A 20,751-nucleotide genomic window follows, 5' to 3' on the forward strand; every position below is an offset into this window, starting at 1 on the left:
CCGCACCATCGTCACACCGTTGCGAATACTCGCCAAGCTCAAGGTCTGATATTCCGGAAGCCCCCCTGATACTCAGGGGGGCTCTGAGCTCCGTGCAGATGACAGAAGACGGAGGGCGGGTTACAATGCCTCGCGATACTCCACAGATACACTCACGGGAATGAGCCCATGAGGAGGGCTTGCATTATGGCCATGAGATTTCAAGGGTTGATTGTGCTCGGTGTATTCTTGATCTGGCCGATCGGGGCAGGTTTGCAAGCATCCGACGGACATGACAAGGAGGGGCAGTCGGACAAACCGACCTCCGGCTCGTCGCAACCACCGGTTGTTCCTGCGGCGAAGGGTGAGGCGGCAACCGAGCACAAAGAGGTTGTGCCGGAAAAACCGGCAGTACGACCGCAGTCGTCACCGGCTTCTCCCGACGCCCAGCCCACGCCGCACAAGCCCCCAGCGGAGTCCAAGCCGACCTCTCTGCCTACCACGCCGACCAAAGCTGAATCATCGACGGATCGTAAAGAAGGGACGCTGGAAAAGATTCCGGCTCGACCCTCTTCTTCCTCGGCCGTGACAGATGGTCATGGCACGGCTCCCAAGCCGTCAGGAGAAACCAAATCGCAGGGACAACCTGCCCCGGCACTCAAGGCCGACCTTCCACCTCCTCCGGATACCGATCCCAAAGAAAAGGAGCCGGCTGCGAAAAAGCCGGTGGGGTCACTGATCCTCTGCGTGAAGCTTGCGCTGATGGGAGATTTACGGCTGTTCCGGTACGAGATCGAGGTTGAGGAGGACAAACAGGTGGTGACATTGACCGGTCGAGTCTCGAATGACGAAGATAAGGCTGCTGCAACGGACATTGCGCAGGCAGTCAGTGGGGTAAAAACGGTTACCAACAAGCTCATCGTGGAAAAAGACCTGGCAAAAACTTTGCTGAAGAAGCAGGATGAAATCCTCACACTTCTTATCAAGGAACGCTTCGCAAAAAGTGCGACCTTGAAAGCGGCAAACTTCGATGTGAAGACGGAGGAAGGTATCGTTCAGCTTAATGGAACGGTTCGTTTTCAGGTCATCGCCCTCGAAGCTGCTGAAGCCGCTCGGCAGGTGCCGGGTGTTCGGGCCGTCAATACGGAAAAAATTCGCCTAGAGGGTGAAAGCTGATGCAGGGTTCCTCCGGCCCCGTGGCTGATGCTTCCTCTGTCATGGCGCATGCACGTCGCAGCTCGGCCGACAATCGTCCCCTCCTTCTGACTTGGGACTTCGGGCTGGTGTGGTGGGGCCAACTCATTTCACAGGTCGGTGACGGAGTCTGCCGACTGGCGCTCTTGTGGTTTGTCTACGCCGTCACGGGATCACCGCTCAAGACTTCCATCATTGGACTGTTGCAAACGATTCCCCCGATCATCCTCGGGCCGATCATCGGGGTGTACGTCGACCGACTCCCGAAGAAAGTCTTGCTGATCACAAGCGATATTCTCCGTGCGCTGCTGATCGGGTTGATCCCCTGCCTCATCCCCGTGGAATCCTTTACGGTATCGGTGTTGTATGTGCTGGTGTTTCTCCATGCCGTTTCCACGGCGGTCTTCGGGCCGGCCCTGACGGCTGCAGTACCGGCATTCGTTCCCAAGACGCAGTTCACCGCTGCCAATGCGCTTCTGCAGGGGACCACGAGCCTGGGGATTATCTTTGGTCCCGCGATCAGCGGCCTCGGTATCGCTGCGTATGGATCACAAGAGGTGCTCTGCATCAACGCTGCAACCTACTTGATTTCGGCTGCATGTCTCGCACTGGTCCGCTTCCGAAATGCGGCGCCGACCAGTATTTCGCCGGGGGCACGATCGACTCTGATGCAAGATCTGATCGAAGGGTTTCGCTATGGCGTGGTCACCAAACCGGCATTGTTACTTTTGACCGGTACCGCCGCCCTCTATACGTTCGGCACCAGCGCGCTGACCGCGCTCTTTCCGGTCTTTGCCAGAAAGCTGCTTGGGCTGGGGCCGGTCGAGGTTGGATATTTATGGTCCGCACTGGGCATGGGGTTACTTATGACGTCGATCGCGCTCTTGTGGGTGACCGATTGGATGGTCAAGGATCGTATGCGACTCATTATGGCTGCGAGCGTGTTGAGCGGTCTCGCTCTGAGTGGATTAGCCTGGACGCTTGATCCGTATGTCGCCGGCGTTCTTATGGGGCTGATCGGGTGTGGGATGGGGGTATTTACTCCGATCGCGTGGGGGATCATTCAGGAGCTGGCGCCGAGTCACATGATCGGGCGGGTCCTGGGACTCTACGGGACGGGGGCCATGACCGCCGCCATCGGAGGAATCTCCGCGTTTGGGTGGATCACCGAACAGCAGGGTCCCGAAACCGGAGTCCTCGGGATCGGGCTTGTCCTGATGGTCACGGCGTTGGTTGCCACGAGGATGAGCCGAGCCAGTGCCGAGTATGAAGGGAACCGTTCATGAACGATATCATCCGATGGAACGAACAATACTACATCCTTGCATCATCGTCGCTGGCGGAGGGCCGAACCGAAGTCCTGAAACATGGAGAGACCTTCGCCGTGTTCGATCGATATGGAGATATGCACCAGGTGCTTCCTGGCCCGCAAGGTCTCTATCATGAAGGGACCCGCTTCCTCTCGCAATCTGAACTGTTGCTGCAAGGTCAGCGTCCGATGCTCCTCAGCGCCACCGTGAAAGAAGACAATGCACTCTTCACGGTGGATCTCACGAATCCGGATCTGATGCACGATGGCAAAAAAGTCGTCTCACGTGGCACCGTCCATCTGTGCCGCACGCGGTTTCTCTGGCAAGGGACGTGGTACGAACGTTTCCGTGTTCGGAATTATGGGAATAAGGGCATTTCTCTTGCGATTACGATCGCGCTGGATGCGGACTTCGCCGATCTCTTCGAAGCGAGAGGTCGAAAACGGGAGCGGCGTGGGGCACGGCTCAAGACGGTTCGCTCAAAAAACGGACTCGTGTTCGGGTATAAGGGACTTGATGAGATCGTCCGTCGAACCTCCATTCAGTGCACTCCCACACCGAAACGAGTGACATCGAACGGCTTCATCATCGAATCATCCCTCCGTCCACATGCAGATCTGACCTGGGAGATCGCCATTTCCTGTGAAATCGGGAGCCCACAGAAGCGAAAAGGGCTCACCTACGAACGTGCCTACCATCACGCCAATCGTGCTCTCAAGGATGCCACATCTTACAATGCCCATGTGTATACCGCGAATGAACAGTTCAATCACTGGTTGAATCGGTCGCTCGCTGACCTCCATATGTTGATCTCGGAGACTTCGCAAGGGCTCTATCCCTATGCGGGAGTTCCCTGGTTCAGTGTCCCATTCGGGAGGGACGGGATCATTACGGCGCTTCAGATGCTGTGGATGAATCCATTACTGGCTCGTGGCGTGCTGGGGTTTCTGGCTTCCACCCAGGCAACGGAGGTTTGGCCGGAACGGGATGCGGAGGTCGGAAAGATCTTGCATGAGACTCGCCAAGGTGAGATGGCAGCACTGGGCGAGATCCCATTTGGAAAATACTATGGGAGCGTGGATGCGACGCCGTTGTTCGTCGTCCTGGCTGGTGCTTACTATGGACGCACCGGAGATCGTGAGTTTTTGGCCAAACTCTGGCCGCATATTCAACTCGCGCTTCAGTGGATTGATCGCGATGGTGATCCCAGCGGCATGGGATTCATCACCTACTCAAGGCAGTCGTCGAATGGCCTTGTGCATCAAGGCTGGAAGGACTCCCACGACGCGGTCTTCCACGCCGATGGCACGGCTGCAGAGGGCCCGATCGCGCTGTGCGAGGTCCAAGCCTACGTGTATCAAGCCAAACAAGCGGCGGCAGGCCTGGCTCGGGTCTTAGGGAAACTTGATCAGGCAGAACGTTTACTGAAGGAAGCCGCCTCACTGCAAGAGCGATTCGAGAGGGCATTCTGGTCCGAGAAACTCGGTTCCTATGCCCTGGCCTTGGATGGACGAGGGCGGCCGTGTCTTGTGTTGTCTTCCAATGCCGGCCATTGTTTGTATGGTGGGATTGCCGGGAGAAAACATGGGTTGCGCACGGCACATACGCTTCTGACGGATGAGATGTACAGCGGGTGGGGGATCCGAACACTGGCGACATCAGAAACACGGTATAATCCGATGTCCTATCATAACGGGTCGGTGTGGCCGCATGATAACGCGCTGATTGCCGCAGGGATGGCGGCCTACGGATACAAAGAAGGGGCGATGAAGATCCTCACCGGACTCTTCGACGCCAGTCTCTTTCTTGATCTCCATCGCATGCCGGAACTCTTTTGTGGCTTCCCTCGTCGCCCGGGTGAAAGTCCCACGCGCTATCCGGTGGCCTGCGCTCCGCAAGCTTGGGCGGCCGGCGCGGGGTTTCAAGCCTTGCAGGCTTGCCTTGGGCTGCAGATCGACGGGACTCGACGTCTGGTGCAGTTTGTACGTCCGACGCTGCCGCCGTTTCTCGAGCGAGTCGAACTGCGGAACCTCTCCATCGGTACCGCCCGTCTTGATCTCGTGCTCGACCGTCATCAGAACGAGGTCGCGCTGACGGTTGCCCGCCGAATCGGTCAGGTAGAAGTCATATTGACCGTATAGGCAGAGGTCTTCTTGTCCAGGTCTGCTCTGGACGTGCCGTCATGTGTGCCACAACAGCAGGTGCCGGCCGCCATGTCCGGCAGAAAAATGGATTGCCCTCTATTCATCACCTCAACGTTCCCCGTGGGGTCGATTCGGTGGCAGGAATGAAGATGTGGGCAGAAGCCAGGACATGAAGGGTCACGAAAGGCCGCTTGTCCAACCGATCATCGAACCCTTTCAGTCGTTCATTCGAACTGAGGCAGCCGGAGGCATCTTGCTCTTGGTCGCGACGTGCATCGCGATGGTCTGGGCAAATTCTTTCTGGGACAAATCCTATCAGGTATTTTGGTCCACTCCTATCGGCGTAACGATCGCAACCTACACGCTGACGGAAACGTTGCTCGACTGGATTAACGATGGCCTCATGGCCATGTTTTTCTTCGTCATCGGACTGGAAATTAAGCGTGAGATCATGGTCGGAGAGTTGGCTTCCTGGAAGCAGGCGGCGTTGCCGCTGGCTGCGGCTTTGGGTGGGTCGATCCTCCCGGCAGTACTCTATGCCTCATTCAACGCAGGAACCGCGACAGCGAAGGGCTGGGGAATCCCGATGGCCACGGATATCGCGTTCTCTCTGGGGATCCTCTCGTTGCTCGGCTTGCGTGTTCCGCTGGCACTGAAGATCTTCTTGACCGCCTTGGCCATTGCCGACGATCTAGTCGCCGTGCTGGTCATCGCCCTCTTTTATACCTCGACCATCTCGTGGACGAGCGTGGGTATGGCCGCCCTGTTTCTCGTTCTGATGATCACGGCAAACGTGATTGGGGTGCGCAGTCTGCTCGTCTATTCGATTCTTGGAATCGGAGGCTTATGGGTGGCATTTCTTTTCTCCGGCATTCATGCCACGATTGCCGGCGTGATTGCAGCGATGACGATTCCCGCCAGGACACGACTCACCGGCCGAGAGTTTCTGGAGAAGGGCACTACGCTTCTTCGTCAATTTGAGCAAGCCATGGTTCCGGATGAACCGGAATTGGCAAACCGGGAGCGTCAACACATTGCGAACCGAATGAAGACGGTTGTGACGTACGTCGAAACCCCTCTGCAACAACTCGAACACATCCTTCATCCGTGGGTCACGGTTGTCATTATGCCGTTATTCGCTCTCGCCAATGCCGGAGTCCCGTTTCACACTGACCTTGCAGCGATATTGCTCGATCCTCTCACACTCGGTGTGACGATCGGTCTGATCGTAGGGAAGCCAGTCGGCATCCTGCTCTCATCCTGGTTTGCAACCGTGTGTGGTCTGACCGCCCTTCCGGATGGTGTCTCATGGCATCAGATGTGGGGGATCGGTGTGCTTGCGGGAATTGGATTCACAATGTCGCTCTTCATCGCCGGATTGGCCTTTTCTCCAGGTCCGTCGCTGATGGCGGCGAAAGAAGCTATCTTGCTTGCTTCGACGATCGCGGGACTAACTGGGTGGCTGTTGCTGCGGTATGCTTCAGAAACGCAGAAGGGGTGAGGAATGCCCTGGATGGTCGAACGGAGGACTGTGAACCGATTCCTAGGTCACGGGGTTCAATATGACGAGGAGATCTCCCTGCCGCAGTTGAGCTCCCTCCTGAATCTCGGTCAGGGAAATACTGGTGCCTCCCCGATAGATCCTCAGCACGACCGAGGGTCTGAGATCCACCGATGTCTTTCCGATTTCTTCCTCTCGAACCCGACGTTCAATGAGATTGACCTGCCCCCCGGCGGTGAGTAAATCTTCGAGATACTGCACCATATGGGATTGCTCCACGGCGGCAGCGAGTGCATAGCCGCCAAACGTGGAGGGTGCCACGATGCTGTTCGCACCTCCCTGACGGAACAATTTGACGTTTTCTTCTTCTTTCGCGCTGACGATGACTCGAAGCGCAGGATTAAGGTGTCGTGCCGTCAGAAGAATCAAGGCGTTCGTGTCGTCCCGTCCGGCTGCAATGATGAGGGCTTTTGCCTTTACCACCATCGCGTCTCGCAACGTGGCTTCCTGTGAGCCGTTTCCCTGAATCGCCACGACTCCGCAATCAGTCGCGACACGTGCTCGTGTCTCGTCGGATTCGATCACAACGATGTTGTCCGGGGAAATGCCTTTGGCCTGCAACTCTTTGACCGCGGCTGCTCCGGTATTGCCGTAACCGCAGACGAGAATGTGGCCCTCGAGTGAAGCCTTCAAAGCAGCCATACGATAGTCCTCCATATAGCGTCGAAGAATGAGTTGGTAGGCGGTTCCCAAAAACACGAGCCAGACCACGATACGTACAGGAGTCACGACGAGTGCATCGATAAGTCTGGTTCGAGGTGTGACAGGGGTGATGTCGCCGTATCCGACCGTCGTAACCGTAATCATCGTGAAATACACTACGTCGACGAAAGAAACTTCACCGTCGTGGTGGTCAACTAATCCGTCACGATCGAGCCAAAGGAGGACGACGATTCCACAGATGAGCACCAGGACGATGCCAAGTTGTGCGAGTAATCGTTGGACAGGCAACAGATCAGATGGTGTGTGAAGAATGCGTGTTCTGTTTGATGACGCAAAAGAGGGTTGCATACGCCTGGTACAGTAGCAATCCATAGAATGAGAGTCAAAGTCGAAGCATTCGGACGTTGCACCAATCGGTGCCCATGCGCGTAACAACATGGAGGTCCGTGACAAGATAGATATCCCAGTGATGCCGACGAAAGTTTTAGGAATAGTCATTGTCGAGAGGCGAAGGCTGATAAGAGGCAACAGTCATTACCTTGCGACACGGCCGAGCGGAGGGCCGAGAGCTTTGCTGATAGTCAGCAAGATGAAGTTGGATTCTGCCAAACACGCAAGCGATATCTACCAGCGGAGCATCTCTGAGCGGAGAACGTAGGCTATTTTGACTTGGTTGACGGCGCTGGCGAGGCAACCGGCAAGGCACCATCTTTGATGTGAATATCACGTTGGGGATATGGAATCTCGATTCCGTGTTCGCGAAACTTCCGGCTGATGGCGTAGTTCAGCTCGCTTCGAAGCACACCCGGTCGGTCCGTGTACTCTCTCGTCCACACCCGGAGGAGAAAGTGCAAGGCGCTTTCTCCGAACTCCTGAAGCAGGACATCAGGTTTCCGCTCTGTAAGCACCCCAGGGTGCTTACTGGCGATTTCCAACAACAGCGTTCGTACGACCTCCGGATCTTCGCGATAGGAGACGGCGACGGGAAAATTGAACCGAACGTCTCGTGTCGTATAGCTCCAATTCGTGACTTTCGACGTGATGAACTCAGAATTTGGAATGATGATGGCGATGTTGTCGTTGGTGACCACCGTTGTGGCACGGGCTGAAATATCCACAACGTTTCCCGTGACTCGCCCGATCTCAATGCGATCTCCGATTTTGACAGGACGCTCGAAGAGCAGAATAAGGCCGCTGACGAGGTTGTTCGTGATCGTTTGCAGGCCGAAGCCGACCCCGATTCCCAGCGCACCGGCCAGCACGGTTACGGTGCTGAGATCGATTCCCATCGTCTGCAAGATGACGATGAATCCAATCGCGATGACGCCGATACGAACGATGGCGCCTACGGCCTGTCGAACACCGATGTCGATCCGACTGTTCGCAAGCAGTGTCAGGATAACCCAGTTTTTGAGTATCCGCGTGAGCCACAAGAGCAAGACGAAAAGAACGACCAGGGAAACAATCGTCCAAAGTGTTATCGGCGTGGTGCCGATCTCAAACAGTGGAATATTCAGCCAGTGTGTGAGTGTTTCTGATATCTCCGGCAGGTGGTCCATGCATCCCCCTTGTCGTTCATTCGGTCTAAAGACCAGCTCCTACTGATCATGTCCATGATCGTGTCCAGACATGAATATGATTAGATCATGCGGGCCGGAATGGCCAGAAAACCGGGATCAGGAAAGTTGCGAGCAGCCAGAACAGGATATTCAAGGGCGTGCCCACACGAAGAAAGTCCGCGAACGTGTATTGGCCGGGCCCGTAGATCAGCGTGTTCGTCTGATAACCGACAGGAGTCATGAAGCTCGCGGAAGCTGCGAAAGTGATGGCCATCAGGAAGGGACGAGAGTCGAGACCCAGTGACTGGGCTGTGGTGATCGCAATGGGTGCGAGAAGCGCAGCCGTGGCATTGTTCGACATCGTCTCTGTTAGCAACGAGGTGACAAGGTAAAATGCCGACACGAGTGCCAGAGGACCCCAGATTCCCACGGTTGCAATGAGCCAGTTGGACAGCAATAAGGCCGCGCCGGTTTTCTCCAGAGCGACTCCCAACGTGAGTACGCCCGCCAGCAGGAAAATGATTCGCCATTCAACGGCGCTGTAGGCTTCCTGCATCGTCAGACATCCGGTCAGCACGAGCAGAACACATCCAGTGATCGCGCTGACGACGATGGGAACCAGGTTCAATGCAGCCGACACCACCACGCCGGCGACAATCGCGAGGGCGGTCACTAGCTTGTGGGTTCGAAATGTCGGAAGGCCTGTGTCGGAGATCATCACAAAGGCAGGGCTCTCTTGGAGACGGGCGAGGGAATCCCGTCGTACTTTGAGCAGCAGCACATCGCCTCCGCGCAAGGTTCGTGAGTTCAAGTTATCATGGACAACTGTCCCGTGATGTCGGACGGCCAGAACGGTCGCACCGAAGTTGTCGCGGAATCTGATGCCTTTCAACGATCGTCCATCCAACACGGAATAAGGCGCAACAACGGCTTCCATGAGCTGGGTGTGGACGGACTCCAGGTCTTTATCCCTCACGTGCATCTCTGATTTGAGTGCGATTCCGGCCCGTTCCTGTAATTGCTTGATCTGGGCAATGTTGCATCGAACGAGCAGTACGTCGCCTGCTTGCAGCACGGTAAGGGGGTCCGGGGACAGTAATCGGCCGGCGCCGCGACGGACCTCGAGAATGTCGAGTTCGGTTTCCTGCACCAGCGGGCAGTCGGCAAGGGTGATACCGATGGACTTAGCTTCAGGAAGTAGAACGAGCTCCGTGAGATAGTCATCCATGCCGAAATGCTGTGTCAAATCGCGGGTGGTTCGACGATCGGGTATCAGACGAAGCCCGGCCACGAGCATGTACACCGTGCCTGTGGCAAAAAACACCAGCCCGAGCGGTGTCATTTCGAACATACCAAGGCCGGGCTGTTCGTAGCGTTCGGCGATCGAGCTGACGAGAATATTCGTTGAGGTGCCGATCAGTGTGCACACGCCTCCGAACATCGATGCAAAGGACAGCGGCATCAGCAGTTTTGAGGGACCGATGCGGGTTTCGTTGGCCATACCGATGACAACCGGCATCAGCATGGCTACGGCTGCGGTATTGTTGATAAAAGCGGAGATGGTTCCAACCATCATCATCATTGTCAGCAGCGTGATGGCCGTGCCGCGCCGGCTGAGTGTCTTTAACCCGGTACCCAGAACATTCAGGGCGCCGCTCTTGAAGAGCCCAGCACTCAGCACGAGCATGGCGGCCACCGTCACGGTGGCCGTATTGCTGAATCCGGCCAAACCTTCCTCGGGGGTAATGATCCCGCTGAGGAGCAGGGTGGCAATGATCAACAACCCAACCAGGTCGACCGAAAGACGTTCGGTCACGAAAAATATGACCGACGACAGCACCACAAGAAGTACGATGATCATTTCATGGGGCATAGGAGATTCCTTGAGGCGCTCGGTTATGTATTCTGCCGTTCCGCAGCCATCCTCGATGGTCGGAGACGCGTATTGAGGGTGGAGGTCGTCGGGGAAAACCTATGCCGATGCATTACACAGAAGGGATTCCGTGTGTTGCACCCCAGGCTCCCACGCGGGCCTTTGGCGGGTGGGTATATCAACCGATCGTGAATAGGCGTCATGGGTGACATCTGATCATCCCGACGGTGTTTTGACTCTCTCGACTTATGGATCTTTCGTCAAGGAACATCATACCTGATCGTCACGCTGGTGTGGAGAATCAAGCCTCGATCCGGTACCGATACGCTGAATCCACCAGACGACTTCCGAGCACCATGGCGCATCGCGTTGGGATGGTGATGTCGACGTCCTTGGTGGTGCGCATACACGTGAGCAGCAAAGTCTCCTCCATGACATCGCCAGTAGTATCCGCGAGTTTGCCATGATCTCTGATCACAGACGGCCGCATATACGTCAGCACCACTCCGGCGAGATAAGCAGGCCGAGAACAATGCCGATGCCACGAAATCCCACTCATTGCAAGCTTGGTATACAGGTCGGAATTCTAATGGCGCGGGAGTTCCCAACCTGGGAGGGTGGGGGTGAGAGCCGGGCGCCGTCTGTTGCTTGCCTCAGAACGAATGCTTCGCATAGAAGTGCTGCTTGACCAGCTCAGCCGTTAAGACGTAGCAGACAAGGATCGATGCGAGCAGGAGGAAAAAAGACATCGGCAATGGTGTCAGTCCGAGCGGCTTGGCGATCGGTGTATAGGGGAGGAGCAGCGTCGCACCGGCGACCGCAAGGGTAGCCAGCACGAGATATCGGCCAGGCATGCTGGTAAGTGCCGTTCGTCTTGTGCGGATGACCAGCACGATGGCCGATGCAGAGATGACCGATTCCACGAACCAGCCGGTCCGGAATTGCTCCGGTGAGGCGTGCAGGAGGAACAGCAGCGCGCCGAACGTCAAGTAGTCAAACACTGAACTGACCAAACCGAATGTGAGCATGAACTTTCGAATAAAGGCGATGTCCCAGCGTTTCGGCTGATCGATCAGTTCAGGGTCCACACGGTCGGTCGCGATGGTCATCTCCGGGATGTCGGTCAGCACATTGGTCAGGAGGATCTGCTTTGGAAGGAGAGGCAGAAACGGCAGGAACAGGGAGGCTCCGGCCATGCTGAACATATTGCCGAAATTGGCGCTCGTCGCCATGAATACATATTTAAGGGTGTTGGCGAACGTGGTTCGCCCCTCACGGACACCGTCGACAAGCACGGCAAGGTCTTGTTTCAGTAAGACAATGTCGGCGGCGTCCTTTGCGACATCGACGGCACTGTCAACGGAGATCCCGACATCTGCCGCGTGCAAGGCGGGCGCGTCGTTGATGCCGTCCCCGATATAACCGACTACGTTGCCGGCCCGTTTCAGGGCGCGAATAAGCCGATCTTTTTGATTGGGTTCCACCTCCGCAAAGACATCGATGTCATTGACCAGCTTGACGAGCGCATCATCCGTCATCACCCGCAAGTCCTGTCCGGTGAGCAGTCGCCCATGGTCGATACCGGCCTGGCGCCCGACATGGGCCGCGACCAACCGATGATCTCCTGTGATGATCTTGAGCGTGACGCCCAGTTGCTTTAGAGAGGCGACGGTTTTCGTCATATCGGGTTTGATCGAGTCTGCAAAGATCAACAGGCCGAGCAGGACCATATCTGTTTCATCGGCCTTGTCGATCTGGGTTCTGGTTCCCATATCGCGATAGGCCAATGCGATCGTGCGGAACCCTTCGCTGTTGAAGTCCTGACAGAGCCGTCGAATGGTTTCCTGGTGTGCTGCGAGGGGGGCAGGATTCGAATCCGAGTCCTCGGCACGTGAGCATACGGCGAGTACCTGCTCGACAGCTCCCTTGGTGATCAGTCGATGGGTGGAAGCGGTGGCGACCAGAATGGAGAGACGTTTGCGAATAAAATCATACGGAACTTCGTCGAGTTTTCTATATTCGCAGACATCGGATACGCATTGTTTCCTGATCGCTTCATCCAGCGGGTTGACGAATCCTGTTTCATAGACTGCGTTGAGGTAGGCGTGCAAGCGGACGCGGTCACTCGGAACGCCATGGGGGTCAACGGCGGCATGGAGTCGCATGACGCCCTCCGTCAATGTTCCGGTCTTGTCGGAGCAGAGGACGTTCATGCTGCCGAAATTCTCAATGGATGCCAGCCGTTTGACGATGACCTGCTCACGAGCCATCCGTTTCGCGCCGTGTGAGAGATTCACGCTGATGATGGCCGGTAACAACTGCGGGGTGAGTCCGACGGCAAGCGCCATTGCAAACAGGAACGAATCGAGGACCGGGCGATGCAGAAACACGTTGATCGCAAAAATGACGAACACTAACGTCAAGGTGACTTCCATCAACAGATAGCCGAACCGCTTCATCCCTCGTTCAAATTCGGTCTCCGGTGGTCGACGCGTCAGATGATGGGCCAGCCTGCCGAATTCCGTATCGTGCCCGACGTGTAGAACAACAGCCGTTGCATGCCCGCTGACGACATGGCTCCCCATGAACAAGCTGTTAGTTCTCGACCCCAACGCGGTTGCCGGAGGCACACTGCCGGCATACTTTTCTGTGGGAAAGCTTTCCCCGGTCAACGCGGCTTCATCGACGTAAAGGTCCTTTGCTTCAAGCAGCAGTCCATCTCCTGGAATGCTCGAACCGGCCGAGAGGTCGACGACATCTCCAGGGACGATGTCGTCAAGTGGTATGTCAACCCTTTGCCCGTCTCGCCACACCGCTGATGTGACATGGACCAGGGCAAACAATTCCGATACAGCCTGTTCCGCGCCGTGCTCTTGCCAAAACCCAAGCAGGGCACTCATGGCGATAATCGCGCAGATGATGGCGGCGTCCGTGGGGTCAGACAAGAAGAATGAAACCAGGGCCGCGCCGATCAAAATCAGGATGATGGGGTTACGAAACTGTGCCGCCAGGATGGTCAGAGGATGGGTTTTGTGGCGAGCCTTGAGCCGGCAGGATGCAAATTGGGTTCGTCTCTCTGCAGCTTCAGGTGAAGTCAGACCTTGCCGTGTGGTGTCGAGATGACGGAGCACGTCCTCGATCGGCAGCCCCCAGAATGCGGGAATCTGTTGTTTCAGAGCCATCAGTCCATGCTATTCGTAGCGTAATGCTTCAATCGGGTTCAACTTGGACGCCTTATTCGCCGGATACAGGCCGAAGAACAGTCCGACGACGAGTGAGAACAAAAACGCCGCGACCACGGCTTGGGTGCTGATGATGGTCGGCCACCCGATCATGGTGGTGAGCAGCCGGGCAATGCCGACGCCTGTTCCAACACCTAGCATTCCTCCGATCGCGGTCATGATGAGGGCTTCCATGAGGAATTGCAGCAGGATGTGCGCGCGCTTTGCGCCGACCGCCATCCGCAAGCCGATCTCCCTCGTCCGTTCCGTGACGGAAACCAGAAGGATGTTCATGATGCCGATTCCGCCGACGATCAGTGAAATCGATGCAATGCTCATCAGCATCACCATCATTGTTCTGCTCGTGCCGGCGACGGTTTTGGCGATATCCTCCATGGTCCGGATCGTGAAGTCGTCTTCCTCGGATGGGTGCAGCCGGTGCCTCGCCCGCAACAGCTCCTTGATGTCGTCGGCTGCAGCGGGAATGTCGTCGCGGGTTGTCGTTGCCACCAAAATGATTCCAACGGTTCCCAGAAATTTGGTCCCAAAGACCTTGCGCTCCGCGGTTGAGAACGGAAGGACAACGAAATCATCTTGATCTTGCCCCGTGATGGATTGGCCCTTCGATGCCAGGATTCCGATCACCCGGAGAGAAACATTCCTCATACGAATCTCGCTTCCTACCACCTCTTCATCCGGTTCAAACAGATTCTGAACGGCGGTTTTTCCCAAGACGGCGACCTTGGCGGCAGAATCAAGGTCTGATTGTGTGAAGAAATTTCCCTGGGCAATGGGCCAATTGCGGATATCCGGGAAGGCGGGAGTCGTTCCGAAGACGACCGTACTCCAATTCTTGTTCTCCCTGATCACTTGGAGGATCGATCGCGTCCCGTACATCGCTGTCGTGACACCGGCAACCTTTTTTTCAATGTCTTCCGCATCGTCGACCGTCAGTGTCGAAATCGAGCCGAGTCCACCACGGACGCCGCCGACCGTCGTGGCCCCAGGGATGACAATCAGCACATTGGTGCCTAGGCTTGAAATTTCAGCCTGCACGGAGGCGGTGGCGCCCTGGCCTAGGCTGATCATGGCGACGACTGCGCTGATGCCGATGATGATGCCCAGCATCGTCAAGCCGGCTCTCAACGGGTTATGCCTGAGAATACGGAAAGCCGACAGAAAGGTGAGCCAAAAGAAGGACATGGTGATCAGCTAGTAGCGGCCGGGCTTTCAGTAATAGTAATCCGATCCAAGGCTGACAGCTGAATGCTGGGAGCTGATTGTTTCTTGTCCCCCTTCATCTCAACCCCCGACCCGGTTCGAAACCGGGAGGTAATTGTTTCTTGGCCTGTTCTTCATCTGTCTCAATCCCTAGAATGACAGACTCTCCTTCGCGCAAGGTATCAGACACGATTTCCGTATGGAGAGAGTCGGCGATGCCCGTCGAGACCTCCACTTGGCGAGGTTGGTGATTGGGATCCAATATCCAAACGCGCGTGGATTTCCTGTCGGTCGGTACGTTAGGCATTCTGAAGCGTAGCGCGCCGTTGGGGACACGGAGCGGATTCTCTTTTCGTGCAGTCACGATGGTGACGTTTGCCGTCATCCCCGGCTTCAACTTCAACTCAGGATTGCGGACGGTGATGACCACGTCATAAGTGACGACGTTCTGAATGTTGATCGGTGCGTTGCGCACCTGCGTCACCACGCCTTCGAAGAACTGTTTCAGATAGGCATCCACGCGGAAGTTGGCTTCCGTCCCTTCCTTGATCCCGCCGATGTCGGATTCACTGACGTTGGCATTGACCTGCATCTGGGTCAAGTCCTGGGCGATCACGAACAGGATCGGTGTCTGGAAGGCCGCGGCCAACGTTTGGCCGACGTCCACGTTTCTGGAGACCACGATACCGTCTACCGGTGAGTAGATCGTGGTATAGCCAAGATCCAATTCCGCTGAAGCGAGTACGGCCTGAGCCTGATCTCGTTGCGCCTGGAGAACCTCCACGTTGGCTGCGGCGTCCCGGTAGTTCGTCTCCGCGAGATCCACATCTGCCTGTGAGACGAACGCCTGCGGCCGCAGCGCTGCCATGCGATCGAACTCCCGCTTGCGTTGTGTCGCCGATACGTTGGCCTTTGCGAGGTTGCCCTTGGCGCTTTTGACGGCAGCACGTGCTTGGCTCACACGGGCCGTGAACGGCTTTTGATCGATCTGTGCCAAGATCTGTCCCTTTGTCACCTTGGAATTAAAATCAGCAAAGAGTTGCGCAACTTTCCCGGAGACCTGGCTTCCGACCTGCACGGAGACGACCGGATTGATCGTGCCGGTTGCGGTCACGATCGCAGTGATCGGTCCGCGCTCGATCACGGCTGTCTTGTAGTGAATGGGAGGGATGCCGGAGGCCCACCAGTACCATAGTCCCCATCCCCCAATGAGCAGGATGAACATGATGCTGATCAGCCAGGAGAGACGAGATCGACTCGCTCGAGTGGGTACCGTGACCATTGTAGGTACAGATTCCTGTTCAGCTACCGGCTCGGAACGTCGCCGGCCCAGTGCCGAGACCTCATGGCGGGGAATGATGTCGTTCGCAGGAGGATGGCGAGTGGGTTGTTGTGGATCAGTGGTCATGATGGGTTCACGATCTGGGTAGTTCCAGGATTTGCTCTGCGATGCCGCCGGTTCACGAGGACCTTCCGGCCCTCCTCGGCCAGCAAGAGGACGAGGGCGCCGAGAACAAGCGGTCCAAAAATCCAGAGAGGCAAGGGACTCGTTCCAAAGATCTCGTTTCCAATCGGTGTGTAGGTTACGAGCAGAAGAATGGTCAGCTCAGTGACGATGCCCCAGGCGAGAAGGGGGTTGGTGAGCCATCCGAGTCGGGCCACCGAGAGATGATTGGATCGGCAGGCAAAGACATTCGCGACTTGTGCGAAGACGATCCCGGCGAAGGTGACGCTTGTGGCTTTTTTATACAATGGAGAGGACCAATCCAAATGTGATCCCCAGGTCCACCCCTGACTATGGAGGTAGAGGAAGAATCCTCCCATCGCGACTCCGGCCTCAATGAGCCCAAGAAAAAGGTAGGCCCGCAGCAAAATCGGGAGACTCAGTAATCGCTCGCTTCGTGAGCGCGGCGGGAGGTTCATGATATCGGACTGTGGGCGCTCTGTGCCGAGGCCCAAGGCGGGGATCATGTCGGTTCCAAGGTCAACGGCCAGAACTTGAGGAATCGTCAGCGCGAGGGGCATCCCAAGAAAGCCGTAGCCTAGGTAGGGCACGACTTCCGGTACATTGCTTGCCAAGACATAGCTGGTGAACTTGCGAATATTCTCATAGACCGTGCGCCCTTCTTCGATCGCACTCACGATCGTCGCAAAGTTATCGTCGAGCAAGATCATGTCCGCGGTTTCCTTGGCGACATCCGTGCCCGCGACACCCATGGCGATACCGATGTCGGCCTTCTTGAGCGCTGGTGCATCATTGACGCCGTCGCCGGTGACCGCGACCACTTCTCCCATCTCCTTGAGCGTAGACACGATCCGCATCTTGTGATGCGGAGCCATTCGGGCAAAGACCGGGTCCGGTTCGTCAGGCCGAGACGGGGTCAAGAGCCGACGGAGTTGTTCGTCGCTCATCGTGCCGAGTTGTGGTCCTTCAATGACCGGGACGAAACTGTGCCGTGATGGTCCAGTCTGTTCAGAAACCAGGCCGATCTTGCGCGCAACGGCCAGCGCCGTGAGCGGATGGTCGCCGGTGACCATGATGACACGCACGCCGGCTTGCCGGCATTTCACGATCGCTTCCGGCACTTCTCGGTGCGGTGGATCCATCATGGCAACCAGGCCGAGAAACGTCAGGTCATTTTCGATGGTTTCGACTTCAATGTGCTCAGGCTGGTGGGCCACCTCACGCATGGCGACGGCCAACACACGATAGGCCTGTTCGGCGAAGGACCGGCTTTGGCTCAGGAGGTGTGTGCGCTCGCTGGGCGTCATGGCAATGGTGTCGCCATGGCTGTGGGTGTGGGTACAAATCGCCAACACGGACTCAGGAGCGCCTTTCGTGAAGGCGATGAGTCGTCCTTCTGACCAATGAAGCGTGCTCATCCTCTTCCGATCTGCGTCGAATGCCAGTTCTCCCATGCGTCGCAGTGGGGGACGGTGGGCCAGTCCATGTGCGATGGCGAATTCCAATAATGCGGTTTCCGTGGGGTCGCCGGTGACGGCGGAATGTCCATCCGACTTCCGGACGCGCTTGGCGTTGTGGCAATGAAGCAGTGCATCGAAGAAGGGACGCCAGTGTTCAGCGTCGGCCGTACTGATCATGCGGCCTCTGGTGAAAAAACACCCCTCTTGCGACTCGATCATCAGCCCATCGACGAAGAATCGATCGACCTTCATGTGATTCTCCGTCAGCGTTCCTGTTTTATCGGTGCAAATCACCCTTGTGCAGCCCAGTGTCTCAACGGAAGGCAGGTGTTTGATCAATGCGTTGCGCTTCGCCATGCGTTGACTGCTCATGGCGAGGGCCAGCGTGACGGTCGGGAGCAACCCCTCGGGCACGTTCGCCACGATAATGCCGATGCCGAAGATCGCACTGATCCAAAAGCCCAGCCCTGTCCACAAACCGACGAGAAAAAATGTGATACCCATCACCAACGAAATCACGGCGACGATCCGGGTGACCGTGATGATTTCTTTCTGGAGCGGGCTGAGTCCGGTTTCGACCGCAGTGGTAAGGGCGGCAATTTTACCGAACTCTGACTGCATCCCGGTGGCGAAGACGACGGCTCGGCCATGCCCCGACAGGATGGTGCTTCCGGCAAAGACAAGATTGGGCAGATCGAGCCAGTGTCCATCCGCCGTCGCCTCGGCCGTTCGTCGTTTTGGCCTCGATTCACCCGTCAAGGCGGCGTTATCCACTCGCATACCGACCGCCTCAATGAGGCGCCCATCAGCCGGCACCCGTTCGCCCTCTTCTATGATCAGGACATCGCCCGGCACGATCTCGCGTCTGGTCGCTTCGACCGGTTGCCCACTTCTCATCACCCATGCCTTGTCCGGCAAGAGAAGGTGGAGGGCTTGGAGGGCTCGTTCGGCCTTGTATTCCTGAAAGAAAGCAAATCCGGCGTTGATGACGATGACGCTGAGGATGGCCCACCCCAGTGTGGCCATCCCCTCACCCGGCCTCATCCTGTCGGCGAAGAACGAGAGACCCGCAGCGATCCACAGGAGGACGGCGAGGAAATGGGTGAAGTGGCTGAGGAGTCCGCGGAGAGATGAGTAGTGATCCTGCGTGGTGAGCACATTCGGACCGTAGTAGGCGAATCGTCGCTGAGCTTCATTGAAAGACAAACCGTCGGCGGTAGTGTCCAGTCGCCTCAGCACGTCCTCAAGCGGCAGTTGGTTGATGTCGCCATACTTGATGCTTCGATCAGCCATCTTTACATCCTGGACAATTGCGGTGAATCTCGTAGGCCGTTCAAAAGTATCGCCCGGCTCGGCCGCGGCGAGCAAAGGGCCGAGTCGTTGTTTTCATCACCCGCCCTTTCCCCAGCCGCTAAAGCAGCTTTTCCCCGGAGGTGCGTTGAGGGTCTGAGCGACGCGAGAACAACGCCGGAGGAACTTTTCAGCGGTCTGCCAAAGTCAGGCACGGGGGCCTCGTACAATCAGTACCGAACAGGGGGCATGTCTCAGCAAACTTTCGGACACGCTGCCGAGATAGAGACGCTCGCTCTTCGTCAAATCACGTGAGCCGATCACCAACAGCTGGTCACGGTTGGTCTCGACGTATTTCACGATGCTGTCGATCACGTGGTCCATGTGGACTTGAGTGACAACCGAAAAACCGTCTTTGATGAAGTCATCTCGTAGAGTATCGACCAACCGGGTGGCTCGTTCCATGACGGGCCGTTTCAACTCGTCCAGTTGCGGCTCGGAGAGATAGCGTGCCGCGAGGTCCGTAACGGGACTTTCCCCTGAGGTCAGGATCGTGACCGTGGCGGAGTCCGGCAAGACATGGGATCGAAGAAACCGGGCAGCAGCACGTGATGGTTTGGAGTCGTCTACGGCGATGGCCACGCGGAGTAGTGTGGTCAGGGGCTGTTTCACGACCAACAGAGGACAGGGAACGGTCGCAGCCACCTGCCGAGAAACGCTCCCGAGTAAGAATCCTTGAATGTCACTCAGGCCACGCGATCCCATGAGGATGAGGTCAGCCTTCAGTCGCCGGGCAGTTCTCGCAATGGTATGGGCAATCGGACCATGTGCGAGGATCGTCTGGAGCTTTGTCCGTGGTCCGGTTGCTGCCTGACTCAGGGCAAGTCGAGCCGCTCGTGCGGCATCGCGTAACACGATGGTCCCGGCCTTCTCCATCGCAGCAAGGACACGTTTCGCTGCAACGGGGTTCTTGTTTGTGGCGGACCGAAGTGCCGGCTGATCGACGATGTGTAGAAGCACCACCTGTTCAGGTTCTTGACCGGCAAGGGCTTCAAGCGTCTGGACCCCCCATTGTGAATGTTCCGATCCATCGACCGCGCATAAGATCCGCATAACTGGTCCCCTTCCGTGCAGGCTGTGATTCTGGAGAAACCATTTCGGGTATCAGTTCTGCATCGGATGTGCCTGTAGCATGGGGAAAGACAGAAGAAGAATCGGCTAATTACCAGAGAGTTATGGGGAGGGACGTCTCTTTCACATGGAAGCGGGTTGAGGCATTTTGCTGCAGCGACAGGTACGGTACTGTGGTGATTGGCGCCAGTAGCATGCATCTCTGAGAAGTTGGGAGCACAAGGTGCTTCTATACAGGAGGGGTAATGAAAAAGAAAGCCAAGGTGAAGGTCAAAGACTTCGACTCCATGACCGTGAACCAGGTCATGGAAAAAGACGTACAGTTCGTCCCGCTGAAAATGAAGGGGGATTTGATTGCGGCCCTCCTTACCGAAGGATTTGGGGCTGTTCCCGTAGTGGAGAAAGGGCGCAAGTTGGCCGGCATCGTCAGCGAGCATGACCTGCTCGCGGCCGTCGATGACCGCCACCAGCTCAGTACCATGACGGCGAAGGATATCATGACGGCCAATCCTTACTCCGTCCGACCTGAGACGACGCTTGGAACGATGGTACACGTGCTGCGGGCGAGCGATTTGGTTCGCGTCCCCGTCGTGAATGCCAAAGAGAAATTGATCGGCATCATCGCGCGACGCGATCTCTTACGGGCCTATCTGGCCACCGGCGGCAAACGACAACTGTGA

13 protein-coding genes are annotated in these 20,751 nt (G+C 56.7%); 5 read left to right on the top strand and 8 right to left on the bottom strand.

Features of this window, described 5'->3' with window-relative positions:
• The first annotated feature begins 186 nt into the window (after positions 1–186).
• The 4 genes from ACYX34_RS12245 (at position 187) to nhaA (ending at position 6,128) form a co-directional block, all read left to right on the top strand.
• A complete protein-coding gene (locus ACYX34_RS12245) occupies positions 187–1,155 on the top strand; it encodes a BON domain-containing protein (RefSeq protein ID WP_462076845.1) in 969 nt (322 codons plus the stop codon).
• Complete coding sequence (locus ACYX34_RS12250) at positions 1,155–2,459, top strand: MFS transporter (RefSeq protein WP_462076846.1); 1,305 nt, start codon at positions 1,155–1,157, stop codon at positions 2,457–2,459. Before ACYX34_RS12245 ends, ACYX34_RS12250 begins: the two co-directional genes overlap by 1 nt.
• The gene (locus tag ACYX34_RS12255; RefSeq protein WP_462076847.1) at positions 2,456–4,624 is read left to right on the top strand and encodes an amylo-alpha-1,6-glucosidase; all 2,169 of its coding nucleotides are present in this window, start codon (positions 2,456–2,458) and stop codon (positions 4,622–4,624) included. The genes ACYX34_RS12250 and ACYX34_RS12255 overlap by 4 nt, the downstream gene beginning before the upstream one ends.
• A gap of 172 nt (positions 4,625–4,796) precedes the next feature.
• Positions 4,797–6,128, top strand: coding sequence for a Na+/H+ antiporter NhaA (gene nhaA, locus ACYX34_RS12260; protein ID WP_462076848.1), 1,332 nt, complete (start codon positions 4,797–4,799; stop codon positions 6,126–6,128).
• 42 nt (positions 6,129–6,170) lie between these two features.
• Here the strand turns inward: nhaA and ACYX34_RS12265 are convergent, their stop codons facing one another.
• The 8 genes from ACYX34_RS12265 to ACYX34_RS12300 form a co-directional block, all read right to left on the bottom strand.
• A complete protein-coding gene (locus tag ACYX34_RS12265) occupies positions 6,171–7,139 on the bottom strand; it encodes a potassium channel family protein (protein WP_462076849.1) in 969 nt (322 codons plus the stop codon).
• Between the two features lie 371 nt (positions 7,140–7,510).
• Entirely contained in the window at positions 7,511–8,410 is a 900-nt protein-coding gene (locus ACYX34_RS12270) for a mechanosensitive ion channel family protein (RefSeq protein ID WP_462076850.1), read from the bottom strand.
• Positions 8,411–8,495: 85 nt separating this feature from the next.
• Positions 8,496–10,340, bottom strand: a complete 1,845-nt coding sequence (locus ACYX34_RS12275; protein WP_462076907.1) for an SLC13 family permease — start codon at positions 10,338–10,340, stop codon at positions 8,496–8,498.
• 596 nt (positions 10,341–10,936) lie between these two features.
• On the bottom strand, positions 10,937–13,465 hold the full coding sequence (mgtA, locus tag ACYX34_RS12280) for a magnesium-translocating P-type ATPase (RefSeq protein WP_462076851.1): 2,529 nt from the start codon (positions 13,463–13,465) through the stop codon (positions 10,937–10,939).
• Between the two features lie 9 nt (positions 13,466–13,474).
• On the bottom strand, positions 13,475–14,707 hold the full coding sequence (locus tag ACYX34_RS12285; protein WP_462076852.1) for an ABC transporter permease: 1,233 nt from the start codon (positions 14,705–14,707) through the stop codon (positions 13,475–13,477).
• Between the two features lie 94 nt (positions 14,708–14,801).
• A complete protein-coding gene (locus ACYX34_RS12290; protein ID WP_462076853.1) occupies positions 14,802–16,133 on the bottom strand; it encodes an efflux RND transporter periplasmic adaptor subunit in 1,332 nt (443 codons plus the stop codon).
• Complete coding sequence (locus ACYX34_RS12295; protein ID WP_462076854.1) at positions 16,130–18,943, bottom strand: cation-translocating P-type ATPase; 2,814 nt, start codon at positions 18,941–18,943, stop codon at positions 16,130–16,132. Before ACYX34_RS12295 ends, ACYX34_RS12290 begins: the two co-directional genes overlap by 4 nt.
• A 204-nt stretch (positions 18,944–19,147) precedes the next feature.
• Entirely contained in the window at positions 19,148–20,053 is a 906-nt protein-coding gene (locus tag ACYX34_RS12300; RefSeq protein ID WP_462076855.1) for a universal stress protein, read from the bottom strand.
• 263 nt (positions 20,054–20,316) lie between these two features.
• Here ACYX34_RS12300 and ACYX34_RS12305 point away from each other — a divergent pair, with 263 nt between their 5' ends.
• Positions 20,317–20,751 (top strand): CBS domain-containing protein, encoded by a 435-nt coding sequence (locus tag ACYX34_RS12305; RefSeq protein ID WP_462076856.1) that lies wholly within the window; start codon positions 20,317–20,319, stop codon positions 20,749–20,751.

The sequence above is a fragment of the Nitrospira sp. CMX1 genome (assembly GCF_054902215.1).